Here is a 16,325-nt window from a genome sequence, read left to right as displayed (position 1 = left end):
GCGCCCGGCCCGCGCCCGCGCCCGGCCCGCGCCCGCCCCCGGCCCGCGGCCGCGACGCGCCGGCGCCCGGGCGCGGGACACAGGCCCTCGCAGGGACACCCGGGTGTGCGAGCGCTCCGGTAGCGTCGGGAGCATGGAATTCAGGTACCTGGGCAACTCTGGACTCAAGATCTCCGAGATCACCTACGGCAACTGGCTGACGCACGGCTCGCAGGTCGAGAACGACGTCGCGACGCAGTGCGTCCGGGCAGCGCTCGACGCCGGCATCACCACGTTCGACACGGCCGACACGTACGCCAACACGGCCGCCGAGACCGTCCTCGGCGAAGCCCTCAAGGGCGAGCGTCGCGCCGGCCTCGAGGTCTTCACGAAGGTGTACTGGCCGACCGGCCCGATGCAGCACAACGACGTCGGACTCAGCCGCAAGCACATCATGGAGTCGATCAACGGCTCGTTGACCCGTCTGCAGACCGACTACGTCGACCTGTACCAGGCCCACCGCTTCGACTACGAGACCCCGCTCGAAGAGACCATGCAGGCCTTCGCGGACGTCGTGCGGCAGGGCAAGGCGCTGTACATCGGCGTCAGCGAGTGGACGGCCGAGCAGATCCGCGCGGGCGCCGCCCTGGCGAAGGAGCTCGGCTTCCAGCTCATCTCGAACCAGCCCCAGTACTCGATGCTGTGGCGGGTCATCGAGGGCGAGGTCGTCCCCGCGTCCAAGCAGCTCGGCCTGTCGCAGATCGTCTGGTCGCCCATCGCGCAGGGTGTGCTGACGGGCAAGTACAAGCCCGGTCAGCCGCTGCCCGAGGGGTCCCGTGCCACGGACGAGAAGGGCGGCGCGGACATGATCAAGCGGTTCATGCGCGACGAGGTCCTCGAAGCCGTGCAGCGCCTGCAGCCGGTCGCGGATCAGGCCGGGCTCACGCTCGCCCAGCTCGCGATCGCGTGGACGCTGCAGAACGAGAACGTCGCGAGTGCGATCGTCGGCGCCTCGCGTCCGTCGCAGGTGACCGACAACGTCAAGGCGGCCGGCGTGCGGCTGGACGCCGACGCGCTCGCCGCCATCGACGCCGCGCTGGGGGACATCCCGGAGCGCGACGCGTCCAAGAGCGTGAGCCCGGCCTCCCGCCCGGCGTAACCGCTCGACAGACAGACAGACAGACAGACAGACAGACAGACAGACAGACAGACCCGACCGGACGGGTCTGACCGAGCCGACCCGGCCGGACAGACCGTTCCAGGGCCCGTGGCACCCCGCCACGGGCCCTTCCGCATGTCTCCGCGGAATTGCCACCCGCACCACGCGTACCCCGGATGAACGGCATGTGTCGCGTTCCTGGCAGGATCCTGACGAAGTCCGTACCCCGGGCAAACCCCCTTCCCACGCCCCCCGAATCGGGGGCATGACCTCGACCGAGACCCTCGTTGTGGTGCCACCCACTCAGGTGACACCGGACGCAGCCGGACCAGCGACGCGGACGCGCGGCGCACGGTCGTGGCGTCTCGTCGTCGCCGGCCGGCAACTGCTGTCGTTCGGCTCGATCGGCGCGCTCTGCTTCCTGATCGACCTCGGCGTCTACAACCTGCTGCGCCTGACCGTCCTCGACGACCAGCCGATCGCTGCGAAGGTCGGCTCGGCCGTCGTCTCGACCGCGGTCGCCTGGGTGCTCAACCGGCTGATCACCTTCCGGTCCGAGCGCACCACCGGTCGCCGCGAGACCGTGCGCGAGGGCGTCCTGTTCGCGGTCACGAACCTCATCGGACTGGGCATCGCTGCAGTGTGCCTGTTCGTCTCCCACTACCTGCTCGGATTCACCTCCACCCTCGCCGACAACGTCGCCGGCAACGGGGTCGGTCTCGTCCTCGGCACCGCGTTCCGCTTCGCCGCCTACAAGACCCTCGTCTTCCGTTCCCCCGACGCACGCCGCACGAAGGAGCACGCCGCATGAGCATCCTGAGCACGTTGACGCTGGCAGCAGCACCGCTGCTGCAGCCGGGCGACCAGCCCGGCACGAAGGACGTCCCGAACCGGGGCACCACCTCCGTCCCGACGGGAGGCTCGGGGCAGGGCGCGCAGACCGCCTGGTCGGTGGGCGAGTGGATCGGCTACTCCGCGCTGGTCGCGATCTCCGTGCTGCTCACGGTGATCGCGCTGAGCACCCTGTGGTGGATGCTGCACGCGTGGCGGTCGCGGGACGCGCTCCGCGCGACGAGCTTCAGCCCGACCCCGCGCCCCGCGGCGCACCGCTTCACGCTGCTGGTGCCCGGGCGGCACGAGGAGGACGTGATGGGCCAGACGCTCGACATGCTCGCGCGGCAGGACCACCCCGACTTCGAGATCATCGCGATCGTCGGCGAGGACGACCCCGGCACCGACCGGGTGGTGCGTGAGGCAGCCGCGCGGCACCCGGGCCTGATCAAGGTCGTGGTGGACGACACCCTGCCGAAGAACAAGCCGAAGGCGATGAACCTGGCGCTCGCCGAGGCGACGGGCGACATCGTCGGCGTGTTCGACGCCGAGGACGAGGTCTACCCGCGGCTGCTGTCGCTCGTGGACTCGCGGTTCCAGGAGACCGACGCGGACGTCGTGCAGGGCGGCGTGCAGCTGATGAACTTCCGGTCCAGCTGGTGGTCGCTCCGCAACGTGCTGGAGTACTACTTCTGGTTCCGTTCGCGACTGCACTTCCACGCCGAGTCGAAGTTCATCCCGCTGGGCGGCAACACCGTCTTCGTGACGAAGGAGCGCCTGGACTGGTCGAACGGCTGGGACGCGCACTGCCTGGCCGAGGACTGCGAGCTCGGCGTCCGGCTCAGTGCCGACGGCGCCAAGGTCGTCGTCGCGTACTCGCCCGAAGCCGTCACCCGCGAGGAGACCCCGCCCACGTTCGCGTCGCTCCTGAAGCAGCGCACCCGCTGGAACCAGGGCTTCCTGCAGGTGCTGGAGAAGGGGGAGTGGAAGAAGCTGCCGACGCGCACGCAGCGCTTCTTCGCCCGGTACCTGCTGACGATGCCGTTCATCCAGGCCGCCACGGGCCTGCTGATCCCGCTCAGTGTCGTGATGATCGCCTTCGTCAAGGTCCCCACGGTGATCGCCCTGATCTCGTTCATCCCCCTCGCGCCGACCCTGATGCTGCTGGCGGTCGAGATCGCCGGGCTCGGTGAGTTCGGCCGCCTGTACAAGGAGAAGGTCCGGGTCCGCGACTACGTGAAGCTCGTGCTCGGGCTGATCCCGTACCAGGTGTTCCTCGCCGCTGCGGCGGTCCGAGCGGTCGTCCGCCACGCGCGCGGCCAGAACGGCTGGGAGAAGACGGAGCACACCGGCCAGCACCGCACGGCCGGACAGGTCGACGCGGTTCCGTCCAGCGACGGTGACCTGACCGGACCGACGGGCGAGCACCAGCCCGCGGGTCACGCCACGGACCACACCGGCGCCGACGACCAGTCCACCGACCGTCAGCCGGCCTACGCCGGCTCCACCGCAGGAGGCGACCGATGACCGCCAGCCTGACCAACACGACCGGCATCCCGATCCGCGGTGCCCGCGCCGGCAGTGGCCTCGGCACCTGGTTCCAGGTGCACGCGAAGAGCCTGTCCTGGCTGCTCCCCGTCCTGACGATCGGCGTCATGGCACAGCTGTGGAACATGACCGGCACGCCACAGCGCATCGACGACGAGGGCACGTACACCGCCCAGGCGTGGGCGATCACGAACCTCGGTGAACTCACCCACTACACGTACTGGTACGACCACCCGCCGCTCGGCTGGATCCAGATCGCCGGCTACACCTCGCTGACCGGGGCGTTCGCGCGCTACCCGTTCGCCGTCGAGGCCGCACGTGAGTCGATGGTGTTCTTCGCCGCGGCCTCGGCCGTGCTGCTGTTCGTGCTCGGCCGCCGACTCGGGATGCACCGTGCCGCCAGCGCCGCCGCGGTCCTGGTCTTCACGCTGTCGCCGCTGGCCCTGCAGTACCACCGCACGGTCTACATCGACAACGTCGCGACGCCGTGGCTCCTCGCCGCGTTCGTCCTGGTGCTGAGCCGTCGGCAGCAGCTCGCCGGCTTCGTCGGTGCCGCCGCCTGCCTGGGCATCGCGGTGCTCAGCAAGGAGACGTACCTGCTCGCGCTGCCGTTCCTGATCTGGATCGCCGTGCGCCGCGCCGACCACAGCACGCGCCGGTACACGCTGAGCGTCGCGGGTGCCGTGTTGGCCGTCATCGGCGGTGGATACATCCTGCTCGCCGCGGTCAAGGGCGAGCTGCTGCCGAGCGCCGGCAAGGTCAGCCTGCTGCAGGGCATCACGTACCAGCTCGGCAGCCGGCAGGCGAGCGGCTCGGTGTTCACGGGCGGCAACCTGGCCAACGAGGCCGCATCCCAGTGGTGGGCGCTCGACCCCGTGTTCATCGTGCTCGGCTCGGCCGCCGCCGTCGTGGGCCTGTTCCTGCGCCGCGTGCGCCCGATCGCCGCGATGCTCGTCTTCCTGCTGCTGTTCATGTTCCGCCCGAACGGCTACCTGCCCGTGCCGTACGTCATCATGCTCGTGCCGTTCGCGGCGCTGCTGGTCGCCTTCGTCGCCGAGCGCTCCGTGCTCGCGCTGTCCGGCCGCACGCCGTTCCGGTCGACGACCCGCACACGGTCCGCCACTCGCCGGCTGCTCGGCACGACCTGGGCGCTCGTCACCGCGGCCGCACTCGTGGTCGCCGTGCCGCTCTGGGGCTCGCAGCTGCGCGGCTTCCTGATCACCGACCTGGACAAGCCGATGGCGCAGGCCGAGAACTGGATCGGCGACAACGTCGACAAGTCCTCGCGCATGCTCGTCGACGACGCGATGTGGGTCGACCTGGTCAAGGACGGCTTCGCCCGGCAGAACGTCGTCTGGTACTACAAGCTCGACACGGACGGAGCCGTCGAGAAGCAGTCGCCGAACGGCTGGAAGGACTCCGACTACGTCGTGACGACCGACTCGATGCGCACGGGCGGCAACTCGTCGTCGGACGTGCGGCAGGCGATCCAGAACTCGACCGTCGTCGCGAGCTTCGGCACCGGCAACCAGATGGTCGACGTCCGGCAGATCCACCCGCAGGGCGCAGCGACCGCGAAGCAGGAGATCACCAAGGCCTCCGACCAGCGGAAGACGCTCGGCACACAGCTCGCCCAGAACCCGTCGCTGCAGGCGGACGCCGGCACGAAGTCGCAGTTCCGCGCCGGCCAGGTCGACGAGCGCGCGATGCTCGGGCTCGGGCAGGTCCTGGCCGACCGCTCGGTGCAGGTGGCCCGGTTCACGCCGATCACGGGCGAGACCGGCCAGTCCTTCCGGCGTCTCGTGCTGACGGCCCAGACCCCCCAGGCGGCCGTCCGCACCGAGCGCACCTTCCAGGCGCTGACGGGCACCTACCGCCCCGAGTCCGTCGAGCGGGACGGCGACACCCTGACCGTCGTGTTCCCGACCCCGGACCCGACCGTCGCGGTCACGGCATCGTGACCCGCACCCGGCAGCGGACGACCCGAACCAGCACGACCCGACCCAGCACGACCCGAGCAGATCCGACCCGAAGGAGCACGACCATGAACGCCGCTGCACCCCGTACCACCACCGCACGCACGCCCCGTCGTCGCATCGCGGTCGTCGGAGCCCTCGCCGCGACCCTCGTCGCCGCCACCGTCGGACTGGCCGCCCCGCAGGCCGCCAGCGCCGCCCCCGCCGACGGCTGGCTGCGCGTCGGCCACCTGTCGCCCGACACCAAGGGCGTCGACGTCGAACTGTCGAGCCTGGCCGGCGGCAAGAAGGTCTTCGAGCTCGACGACGTCACCTACGGCCAGGTGAGCCCCTACCAGGAGCTCCCCACCGGCACCTACGTGCTGTCGATGCGTGCCTCCGACGCACCGGACTCCACGCCCGTCGTCTCCACCGACGTCACCGTGCAGGCCGGCAACGCCAGCACCGTCGTGGCCTACGGCAAGAACAGCTCGCTCAAGACCGCGGCGTACACCGACGACCTGCAGCAGCCCGGCGACGGCAAGGCGAAGCTCCGGCTCGTGCAGGCCGCCACCACCGCCAAGAAGGTCGACGTCACGGCCTCCGACGGCACCCAGGTGGCCTCGGACGCCGCGTTCGGCACCGCGTCCCAGTACGCCACCGTCGCAGCCGGCAAGTGGGACCTGGACATCGCGGGCGGCGGGCAGACCGGCAGCGCCGACCTCGACCTGGCCGGCAACACCGTGTCGACGCTCTTCGTGCTCGACAACAGCAAGGGCGACCTGACGATCGTGCCCGTGACGGACGCGGCAGCGACCGCAGCGACCCCGAGCGGCGGCGTGCAGACGGGTGGCGGCGGCACCGCCGCCGACCGCGGCACGACGGACTTCCTGCACGCGATCGTCCGCGCCTTCCGCGGACTGTTCCACTGATCCCGACTGGAGGCCCAACCCACCCGGGCCGATCCGCCCACGTGATCCGGGCCTCCAGTCCGGTGCCCCACCCACCAGCAGAGAGCGAGCCAGCATGACCCGCAGGAACTGGATCCCCGTCACCGCCGTCGCGCTCGCCGCGGTCCTGGTCGCCGGCGGCATCGCCGTCGCTGCGGTCCGACCGTGGTCGGACCGTGCCCCGGACGCCGGCGGCGCCGCCACGCCCACCTCGACCACCGCGCCCGCCGGCACCCGCTCCGCCGCGCAGCTGCGGACGGACTTCCTCGACCGCTACGTCGAGGGCGGCCGCGTCGTCCGCAAGGACCAGGGCGACGACACGGTGAGCGAAGGCCAGGCGTACGGCCTGCTCATCGCCTACGCGGCCGGCGACCGGACGCGCTTCGACGACATCTGGTCGTGGACGAAGCGGCACCTGCTCACCGACGACGACCTGCTGGCCTGGCGGTGGACGACGAGCGGCGGGGTCGCGGACGCGCAGTCCGCGTCCGATGCCGACCTCGATGCCGCGCGGGCGCTCGTGCTGGCGGGCAAGTCGTGGGGCGACGAGCGGTACACCGCCGCCGGCAAGCGGATGGCGGCCGCGGTGCTCGACCACGAGACCGTGACGACCGACCTGGGCCGCATCCTGTTGCCGGGGCCGTGGGCCGACGCCGAGCCGTACCGGTACGACGCGTCCTACGCGTCGCCGGCCGCCTACCGGGTGCTCGCCGCGGCCACGGGGGACGACCGGTGGACCGAGCTGGAGCGGGGATCGTCGGCCGTCACGGCTGCCGTGCTCGCCAAGACCGACCTGCCGAGCGACTGGTCGCAGGTGCACGCCGACGGCGCGGTCGACCCGATGCCCGCCACCGGCACCGACTCCCGCGTGCTGTACGGCTACGACGCGATGCGGCTGCCGGTCCGCTACGCCGAGGCGTGCACCGCATCCGACCGAGCACTCGCCGGGTCCGTCGCGCCCACGCTCCGGCGGACGACGCAACTGGCCGCGCAGCTCGACCTGGGCGGGACGGCCGTCACGGGGGACCGGAGTGCCCTGGCCTACGTCGCGCGTGCCGCGGCGGAGCAGGCCTCCGGTGCGTCGTCGGCTGCCACGGCGGACCTCGAGCGTGCCGACCGGACCGCGGCGACCACGCCGACGTACTACGGGGACGCCTGGGCTGCGCTCGGCGCGACCATGCTGACCTCGGACGTGCTCGGTGGGTGCGCCAGCGACGCGGGAGGCGCCTCGTGAGCGGGCGTCGGGCGGCGCCCCGCACAGCCTGGTCGGGACGTCGCCGGTGGACGGTCCTCGCCGCCGCCGCGGTCGTCGTGGCGGGCGCGGCGGTCGCCACCGGGGTGGCCGTTGCTGCCGGCGACGGTCCGACGGGTGGGCCGGTTGCGGCGTCGTCGTCATCGTCCGGTGGGTCGTCGTCGGGTTCGTCGGGGTCTTCGTCGTCCGGTTCGTCGGGTTCGTCCGGTGGGTCGTCGTCGGGTTCGTCGGGGTCTTCGTCGTCCGGTTCGTCGGGGTCTTCGTCGTCCGGCGGTGGCGACCGGGACACGACCGGGTTCCAGGACCCGGCCGCCCCCGCCGCCAAGTCGGACGCGACGCCCACGCGTGTCAGCATCCCGGCGATCGGCGTCGATGCCACGCTCGAGGACCTGCACCGGGGCTCGGCCGGCGAGCTCGACCCGCCCACCGGATGGGACGACGCCGGCTGGTTCAGCGACGGCATCGTGCCGGGCCAGGTCGGCCCGGCCGTGATCGCCGGACACGTCGACAGCCCCACGAGCGCCGCCGTGTTCTTCCGCCTGGACGAGCTGGTGTCCGGCGACCAGATCCACGTCGCCATGTCCGACGGGACGACGCGCACCTTCACCGTCGACCGGACGGAGCGGGCCGCCAAGTCCGCGTTCCCGACGAGCGACGTCTACGGCGTGACCCCCACGCCCACCCTGCGGCTGATCACCTGCGACGGCGTCTTCGACACCGCAACTGGGCATTACACAGACAACCTGATCGTGTTCGCAGAGCTGTCGGACTCCTGACCCAGCACACCCCAGATACGTTCGACCAGAAGCACCGAGGAGCATCATGAGCGAGACCCTGGTCATCATCCCGACCTACGACGAAGCGGACAACATCCGCCCGATCGTGGCGCGCACGCTGGCGGCGACCGACGAGCACGTGCACGTGCTCGTCGTCGACGACAACTCGCCCGACGGCACCGGTGACATCGCCGACGTCCTGGCGACGGAGACCGACCGGGTGCACGTGCTGCACCGGACCGAGAAGAACGGCCTGGGCGGCGCGTACCTGGCCGGCTTCGACTGGGGCCTGACCAACGGCTACGACAAGCTCGTCGAGATGGACGCCGACGGCTCGCACCACCCGGAGTACCTGCCGTGGATGCTCGAGCTCGCCGACTCGAACGACCTGGTGCTCGGCTCGCGCTGGATCCACGGCGGCGAGGTCGAGAACTGGCCGTGGCACCGCGAGCTGCTGTCGCGCGGCGGCAACCTCTACACCCGGCTCGCACTGGGCATCGCGGTCCGCGACGCCACCGGCGGGTTCCGTGTCTTCACCCGCTCGGCACTCGAGCGCATCGACCTGTCGGGCATCGCGTCGAAGGGCTACTGCTTCCAGGTGGACCTGTGCTGGCGTGCCCTGGAGGCCGGCCTGCAGGTCGTCGAGACCCCGATCACGTTCACCGAGCGCGAGTTCGGCGTCTCGAAGATGAGCGGCAACATCGTCCGCGAGAGCCTCACGCTCGTGACCAAGTGGGGCATCGACCGGCGGCTGCGCGAGGTCCGTGCCCTGGCGAAGGAGCACAAGCCGCTGCCGTCCGTCCGGCGGAACGCGCACGCGGTCGCCAACCCCATCCGCTGAGGGCCCGTCCTCGGCGAGCGCAACGACGAAGGGCCACCCGCGAGGGTGGCCCTTCGTGCCGTGCGGGGTCGTGTCCCTACCGGAGCACGAGGATCCCGCGACCCGTGAAGTGGACGGTCTCGTTGTCGTCGTCCTCGATCGAGGCCCCGCCGAACGCGTAGAGCACCTCGCCGGTGGCACCGGGCACCGGAACCGTCGCCGCGTCGTCGAGGAAGTTCACGACGACGTGCACCGGTGCGGCGGTCGGGCCGAGCAGCCCGCGCGTCAGCACCAGCCAGCGTCGGTCCTCGTCGAACCGGACGGCGTTGGCCTCGTAGCGGTGGTCGACGAACGCCTCGTCGGTCCGTCGGAGTGCGACGAGCACCCGGTACGCCCGCAGGATCGCCGTCCCGCGCGCGGACGTCGCGTCGGACCAGTCGAGCTTCGAGTCCTGGAACGTCCGAGGGTCCTGCGGATCCGGGACGGCGGACTCGTCCCAGCCGTGCTGGGCGAACTCGGCGATGCGTCCCTCGGCCGTGGCCTTGCCCAGCTCGGGCTCCGGGTGCGACGTGAAGAACTGCCACGGCGTCGTCGCGGCGAACTCCTCGCCCATGAACAGCATCGGCGTGAAGGGGCCGAGCAGCGTCAGGGCCGCTGCGATGACGAGACCTTCGTCGTCGAGCGTCGCGGCGAGGCGGTCGCCGGTCGCCCGGTTGCCGATCTGGTCGTGGTTCTGGTTCGCGACGACCAGTGCGGTCGCGGGTGACGTCCCGCGGTCGATCGGGCGCCCGTGCCGCTTGCCGCGGAACGAGGACCACGTGCCGTCGTGGAAGAAGCCCTCGTGCAGGACCTTCGCCAGCGCCGACAGCGGGGCGAAGTCGGCGTAGTAGCCGTTCGTCTCGCCGGTGAGTGCGACGTGCACCGCGTGGTGGAAGTCGTCGGACCACTGTCCGGCGAGGCCGTACCCCGCGGCTTCCTGCGGGCGGAACATCACGGGGTCGTTCAGGTCGGACTCGGCGATGAGGGAGCGCGGGATGCCGGTGAACGCCGCGAAGGCATCGGACTCGCTCGCCATCTCGGCCAGCACGTGCGGCCGCGTGGTGTCACGGATCGCGTGCACGGCATCCAGTCGCAGGCCGTCGACGTGGTGGTCGCGCAACCACATCCGGACGTTGTCCAGCACGTACCGGCGGACTTCGGGGTGCTCGACGTTGACCGAGTCGCCCCACGTGTTCGCCAGCCCCTGCGTCAGGTACGGCCCGTACAGCGGCAGGTAGTTGCCGCTCGGACCGAGGTGGTTGTACACGACGTCCTGGATCACGCCGAGGCCGAGCGCGTGCGCGGTGTCGACGAAGCGGTCGTAGGCATCCGGCCCGCCGTACGGCGCGTGCACGGCGTACCAGGCGACACCGTCGTAGCCCCAGTTCCACTCGCCGTTGACGGCGTTGACCGGCAGCAGTTCGACGAACTCCACGCCGAGCTCCACCAGGTGGTCGAGCTGCTCGGCTGCGGCGTCGAGCGTGCCCTCGGGTGTGTAGGTGCCGACGTGCATCTCGTAGATCACGGCGCCGCGGGCCGGGCGGCCGGTCCACGACTCGTCGGTCCAGGCGAACCGTGCGGGGTCGACCACCTCGGACGCGCCGTGCACGCCGTCCGGCTGGTACCGGCTGCGCGGGTCGGGGCGGACCGCGTCGTCATCGTCGAGCCGGAACCCGTACCGGGCACCGACGACAGGCACGATCGCGTCGGTGCGCCACCAGTCGTCGTCTCCGCGGGTCAGCGGGTACTCGGTGCCGTCGACGACCAGGCGCACGCGCTCGGGGGTCGGCGCCCAGACGGCGTATCGATCGGGTGCGGTCATGCGTGACCCTCCAGGATCTCGATCTCGGCCTGCGCGTCCGTCTCGGTCGCATCGGTCGTGCTCGTGTCGTTCGCTGTCGTGCTGTTCGCTGTCGTGTCGCCGGTCGCGGCGGCACTCGTGACCGCGTCGGTGTGACCGGCCGCGACGTCGGCCGAGGGCACCAGCAGGGCGACGGGGTAGGTGGCGAGCAGCTCGGAGAGCTGGACGCCCCTGGCTGCCGGGAAGTGCCTCCCGGTCAGGGCGTCGACACGGTCGACGGGAGCCGGGTGGATGCAGGTGTCACCCCACCCGCCGACCCGCTCGAGCCCGATCGGCAGGCGGGTGGCGACGGTCACGGCGCCGCCGCGGTCGAAGGCGACCACGTGGTCGGCCGCGCTGCCGGTGGCCTCGACCGGCAGGTGTCGCGTGAACAACTCGGGGCGATCGCGCCGCAGACGCAACGCGCGACTGGTGACCAGCAGCTTCGCCTCGCCGTCGATCCCGATCGAGGGCAGCATCTCGGGGCCGTCGTCGTCGGGGCCGTCGAGCTCGGCCAGGATGCGGCGGCGCTCGGCGTAGTCGACCGCGCGGCGGTTGTCCGGGTCGACGAGCGAACGGTCCCACAGCTCGGTGCCCTGGTAGACGTCGGGAACGCCGGGCGCGGTCAGCTGCACGAGCTTCAGGCCGAGACCGTTCGACCACCCGGCCGCGTTGATCCGCTCGTCGAGGTCGTCGAGCACGGCGACCACCGTCGGGTCGTCGAACGCAGCGTCGACCAGCGCGTGCATGCGCCCCTCGAAGTCCTGGTCCGGCTCGGTCCACGTGGTGCTGTCACCGGCTTCGCGCGAAGCCTTCTCGGCGTAGGCGTGCAGGCGTTCGCGGCTGGCGGGGCGCGCGCCCACGATCGCCTGCCAGAGCAGGTTCGCGAAGACCTGGTCCTCGAGCGGCGCGAGCGTGTTCAGCCGGTGGACCACCTCGGTCCACTCGTCACCCAGCTCCGCGAGCACGGCGATGCGAGCGCGGGTGTCCTCGCTGCGCTTCGTGTCGTGCGTGGTGAGCGTCGTCATCGTGTGTGGCCAGCTCGCCAGCCGCTCACGTTGCGCGGCGTGGAACTCCTCCACCGAGACGGCGAAGATGCTCGGGTCACCGCCGACCTCGCTGAGCGAGCTGAGCTTGGCGGAGCGGTAGAACGCGGTGTCCTCGACGCCCTTGGCCATCACCATCCCGCTGGTCTGCTGCAGGCGGATCGCAGCAGCGTTCGACGGGTCGATCAGCGACGGCGCGATGCGGTCGATGACGTCGGCCAGGTCGGGTCGCGTCTCGGCGGCGCCCTCGAGCGCGTCGATCAGGAAGTGCGCGCCCTCCGGCAGGTAGGTCCGGTAGACGTCGAAGCAGGCGATGACCTCGGCGAGCGCGTCGACCAGTCGAGCGTGGTCCTCGGTCAGCCCCTGGGCCTCGAGCAGACGGGCAAGACGCTCCACCTCGCTGCCGAGGATGCCGTCGGCGATCCCGCGTCGGGTGTCGTGGGTCAGGGCCTGCCAGTCGGCCGGTTCGGCCTCGACGGTCGCCCACAACGGTTCCTCGCCGCGGGGGTCGACGAACACCCGGTCCATCGTGCCGAGCGCGTCGTAGCCGGTGGTGCCGTCGACCGGCCAGCTGCCGGGGAGCTCCTCGCCGGGCTCGAGGATCTTCTCGACCAGGGTGTACGCACCACCGGTCAGACGGTGCAGGTCGCCGAGGTAGCCGGCGGGGTCGTACAGCCCGTCCGGGTGGTCGATGCGCAGGCCGTCGACCAGACCGTCGCGGAACCACTCACCGACCACGGCGTGCGAGGCCGCGAACACCTCGGGCTCCTCGACGCGGATCGCCGCGAGGGTGTTGACCGCGAAGAACCGTCGGTAGTTCAGGTCGTGGTCGGCGCGCTTCCAGTGGATGAACTCGTAGTGCTGTCGATCGTGCACGGTCGGCACGTCGTCGCCGTCGTGGACCGTGCCCGGAGCGGTCGGGTACGCGGTGGCCCCGACTCGCAGCACCGGGCGCTCGGGATCGGACGTGTCCAGCGAGACCGCGTCGAGCATGTCGTCCGCGAGCACGGGGACACGCAGTCGACCGCCGCCCGCCTGCCAGTCGACGTCGAACGCCCAGGCCACGGGTGACTCCTGCCCGCGCTCGAGCAGGGACCACCACCACGGGTTCGTCTCCGGGGTCGCGACACCGACGTGGTTGGGCACGATGTCGACGAGCACGCCGAGCCCCGCAGCGTGGGCCGCCTCGGTGAGGGCACGGAACGCCGCGTCGCCGCCGCGCTCGGTGTCGACGTGCGTGTGGTCGACCACGTCGTAGCCGTGGGCGGAGCCGGGCTCGGCCTGCAGCACCGGCGACAGGTACAACCAGTCCGCACCGAGGTCGTGCACGTACTCGACGACGTCGGCCGCGGCCGTCAGGTCGAAGTCCGGGGACACCTGCAACCGGTAGGTCGAGACCGGGGTCCGCTTGGTCACTGGGGTGCTCCGTTCTGCGCGGTCGCGCTGGGTGCCGTCGAGCCGGCTGGGTTCGCCGGGGTGACGGCGTCTTGCGCTGCGCGCGGTGCCGGGGCCCCCGCGGTGGCCGTGTCGACCGGGGTGACCGTGACCTCGTGGTCGGGTTCGGCGCGCAGCACGATCATCGAGCGTGCGGGCACATCGAGCTTCGATCCCGCGTCGAGCACCTGCTCGCGGGCGCCCGGGTCGGCGGTGTCGATCCGCACGGTCCAGCCGGGGGAGTACTCCTCGGGTGGGAGGGTGAAGGTCACGACGTCGTCGTGGGCGTTGAAGTAGGTGATGAACGCGACGTCCGTCACCCGGTCGCCGCGGGCGTCACGCCCGCGGATGCCCTCGCCGTTCAGGTACATGCCGACGCTCTTGCCGAAGCCGGAGTCCCAGTCCTCGGGTTCCATCGCGTCGCCCGACGGGGTCAGCCACACCACGTCGGGCAGGGGCTCGTCCTGGCCGCGACGCACCGGTCGGCCGTTGAAGTACCGGGTGCGGCGGAACGTCGGGTGGTCGTGTCGTAGCTTCAGGACGTCGGCCGTGAACTGGACCAGGTCGTCGTCAGCGGTGTCCCAGTCGATCCAGCTGATCGCGGAGTCCTGGGCGTAGACGTTGTTGTTGCCCTGCTGCGTGCGGCCGAGCTCGTCGCCGTGGGCGATCATCGGGACGCCCTGGCTGAGCAGCAGCGTCGCCAGGAAGTTGCGCTGCCGCTGCGTCCGCAGGGTGTTCACCGCCGGGTCGTCGGTCGGCCCTTCGGCGCCGGAGTTCCACGAGCGGTTGTGGCTCTCGCCGTCGTTGTTGTCCTCGCCGTTGGCCTGGTTGTGCTTCTCGTTGTAGGCGACCAGGTCGTACAGGGTGAAGCCGTCGTGCGCGGTGATGAAGTTGATGCTGGCCTTGGGCGTGCGGCCGTCGTGCTCGTACAGGTCGGCCGAGCCCGAGATGCGCGAGGCGAACTCGCCGAGCGTCGACGGCTCACCGCGCCAGAAGTCGCGGACGGTGTCGCGGTACTTGCCGTTCCACTCCGACCACTGCGGGGGGAAGTTGCCGACCTGGTAGCCGCCGGGACCGACGTCCCACGGCTCGGCGATGAGCTTCACCTGCGACACGATCGGGTCCTGCTGGACCAGTTCGAAGAAGGCCGACAGTCGGTCCACCTCGTAGAACTCGCGAGCGAGTGCCGCGGCGAGGTCGAAGCGGAAGCCGTCGACGTGCATCTCCGTCACCCAGTAGCGCAGCGAGTCCATGATGAGCTGCAGCGAGTGCGGGTGCCCGACGTTGAGCGAGTTCCCGGTGCCCGTCACGTCCATGTAGTAGCGCTTGTCGTCGTCCATCAAGCGGTAGTACGCGGCGTTGTCGATCCCACGGAACGACAGCGTCGGGCCGAGGTGGTTGCCTTCGGCGGTGTGGTTGTAGACGACGTCGATGACGACCTCGATGCCCGCGCGGTGGAGCTCCCGCACCATCGTCTTGAACTCCTGCACCTGCTGTCCGCCGTCACCCGAGGACGAGTAGTGCGAGTGCGGGGCGAAGAACCCGATGGTGTTGTAGCCCCAGTAGTTCGACAACCCCTTGTCCTGCAGGGTCGAGTCGTTCACGAACTGGTGCACGGGCATGAGTTCGAGCGTCGTGACGCCCAGGCGCTTGAGGTGCTCGATGACGGCGGGGTGCCCGACACCGGCGTAGGTGCCGCGCTGGTCTTCGGGGACGTCGGGGTGCGTCTCGGTCAGGCCCTTGACGTGCGCCTCGTAGATGACCGTCTCGCCGTACGGGGTGCGCGGAGCACGGTCGCCCTGCCAGTCGAAGAAGGGGTTGATCACCACGCCCTTGACCATGTGGGCGCCGGAGTCCTCGTCGTTGGTGGAGTCGGGGTCGCCGAACGTGTACGAGAACAGCGACTGGTCCCAGTCGATGTCGCCGCTGGTGGCCTTGGCGTACGGGTCGAGCAGCAGCTTGTTCGGGTTGCAGCGGGCGCCCGTCGCCGGGTCGTACGCCCCGTGTACCCGGAAGCCGTAGAGCTGGCCGGGTCCGGTGTTGGGCAGGTACGCGTGCCAGACGTAGGCGTCGACCTCGACCAGGGGGACGCGCTCCTCGGTGCCGTCCTCGTCGAAGAGGCACAGCTCCACGCGTTCGGCCACCTCGCTGAACAGGGCGAAGTTCGTGCCACTGCCGTCGTACGTCGCGCCGAGCGGGTAGGGATTGCCGGGCCAGGTGTGCAAACGTGCCTCCATATGTCTCGCTGAGCGTATCGGCGCCTCCCTGTGCTGTCCGCCGCCCTGCCGGGCCCGTGGACGGGTCCGACCGCCCCACGCCCTGTGGACAGGGGCCTCCGCGCACCCGGGGTGCCGCGGAGTAGCCTCGCGCCATGACCAACATCGTGACGCAGATCGCAGACAAGGTGCGCCCCGTCGGCGTCTCCTCGAACTACGGAGACCCGGTCGAGGTCGGGGACCAGACCCTCATCCCGGTGTCCGTCGGGTGGTTCGGCTTCGGCGGCGGTGGCGACGACCAGAACGGTGGCGGTGGCGGTGGTGGCGCGACGCTCCCCGTCGGCGCCTACGTGCGTCGTCCTGGCAAGGACCTGGAGTTCGAACCGAACCTGATCTCGCTGCTCGTCGTCTGCATCCCGGTGATCTGGGTGACCGGCACCGTCCTCCGCAAGCTCGTCCGCGTCCTCAAGAAGTAACGGG

General features: G+C 70.9%; 12 protein-coding genes. 9 read left to right on the top strand and 3 right to left on the bottom strand.

Translation table 11 applies throughout. From position 1 onward, the window contains the following. Positions 1 to 133: 133 nt before the first annotated feature. From ACLBWP_RS16460 to ACLBWP_RS16425, 8 genes are all read left to right on the top strand, one after another. The gene (locus ACLBWP_RS16460) at positions 134 to 1,138 is read left to right on the top strand and encodes an aldo/keto reductase family protein (protein WP_243561244.1); all 1,005 of its coding nucleotides are present in this window, start codon (positions 134 to 136) and stop codon (positions 1,136 to 1,138) included. 292 nt (positions 1,139 to 1,430) lie between these two features. Continuing rightward, complete coding sequence (locus tag ACLBWP_RS16455; protein WP_447655962.1) at positions 1,431 to 1,949, top strand: GtrA family protein; 519 nt, start codon at positions 1,431 to 1,433, stop codon at positions 1,947 to 1,949. After that, positions 1,946 to 3,496 (top strand): glycosyltransferase, encoded by a 1,551-nt coding sequence (locus ACLBWP_RS16450; protein ID WP_447655961.1) that lies wholly within the window; start codon positions 1,946 to 1,948, stop codon positions 3,494 to 3,496. Before ACLBWP_RS16455 ends, ACLBWP_RS16450 begins: the two co-directional genes overlap by 4 nt. Next, on the top strand, positions 3,493 to 5,478 hold the full coding sequence (locus tag ACLBWP_RS16445; RefSeq protein WP_447655960.1) for an ArnT family glycosyltransferase: 1,986 nt from the start codon (positions 3,493 to 3,495) through the stop codon (positions 5,476 to 5,478). The genes ACLBWP_RS16450 and ACLBWP_RS16445 overlap by 4 nt, the downstream gene beginning before the upstream one ends. An 83-nt stretch (positions 5,479 to 5,561) precedes the next feature. Next, the gene (locus ACLBWP_RS16440) at positions 5,562 to 6,404 is read left to right on the top strand and encodes a DUF4397 domain-containing protein (protein WP_243561240.1); all 843 of its coding nucleotides are present in this window, start codon (positions 5,562 to 5,564) and stop codon (positions 6,402 to 6,404) included. 94 nt (positions 6,405 to 6,498) lie between these two features. Further along, on the top strand, positions 6,499 to 7,656 hold the full coding sequence (locus ACLBWP_RS16435) for a glycosyl hydrolase family 8 (RefSeq protein ID WP_447655959.1): 1,158 nt from the start codon (positions 6,499 to 6,501) through the stop codon (positions 7,654 to 7,656). Continuing rightward, the gene (locus tag ACLBWP_RS16430) at positions 7,653 to 8,450 is read left to right on the top strand and encodes a class F sortase (protein ID WP_447655958.1); all 798 of its coding nucleotides are present in this window, start codon (positions 7,653 to 7,655) and stop codon (positions 8,448 to 8,450) included. The genes ACLBWP_RS16435 and ACLBWP_RS16430 overlap by 4 nt, the downstream gene beginning before the upstream one ends. 46 nt (positions 8,451 to 8,496) lie before the next feature. Continuing rightward, positions 8,497 to 9,291 (top strand): polyprenol monophosphomannose synthase, encoded by a 795-nt coding sequence (locus ACLBWP_RS16425; protein WP_447655957.1) that lies wholly within the window; start codon positions 8,497 to 8,499, stop codon positions 9,289 to 9,291. Positions 9,292 to 9,367: 76 nt separating this feature from the next. Here ACLBWP_RS16425 and treZ read toward each other — a convergent pair whose 3' ends face one another. From treZ to glgX, 3 genes are read right to left on the bottom strand one after another with little or no spacing between them, the layout of a single operon-like run. Beyond that, a complete protein-coding gene (treZ, locus tag ACLBWP_RS16420) occupies positions 9,368 to 11,131 on the bottom strand; it encodes a malto-oligosyltrehalose trehalohydrolase (protein ID WP_447655956.1) in 1,764 nt (587 codons plus the stop codon). Next, positions 11,128 to 13,611: a malto-oligosyltrehalose synthase gene (treY, locus tag ACLBWP_RS16415; protein ID WP_447655955.1), complete on the bottom strand. Its 2,484-nt coding sequence runs from the start codon at positions 13,609 to 13,611 to the stop codon at positions 11,128 to 11,130. The genes treZ and treY overlap by 4 nt, the downstream gene beginning before the upstream one ends. Next, positions 13,608 to 15,854 (bottom strand): glycogen debranching protein GlgX, encoded by a 2,247-nt coding sequence (glgX, locus tag ACLBWP_RS16410; RefSeq protein WP_243561234.1) that lies wholly within the window; start codon positions 15,852 to 15,854, stop codon positions 13,608 to 13,610. Before glgX ends, treY begins: the two co-directional genes overlap by 4 nt. Before the next feature lie 146 nt (positions 15,855 to 16,000). Here glgX and ACLBWP_RS16405 point away from each other — a divergent pair, with 146 nt between their 5' ends. After that, positions 16,001 to 16,321 (top strand): hypothetical protein, encoded by a 321-nt coding sequence (locus ACLBWP_RS16405; RefSeq protein WP_447655954.1) that lies wholly within the window; start codon positions 16,001 to 16,003, stop codon positions 16,319 to 16,321. Positions 16,322 to 16,325 lie beyond the last annotated feature (4 nt).

It is taken from the genome of Microbacterium sp. M1A1_1b, assembly GCF_053345565.1.
This window is presented reverse-complemented; position numbering and strand designations above follow the sequence as displayed.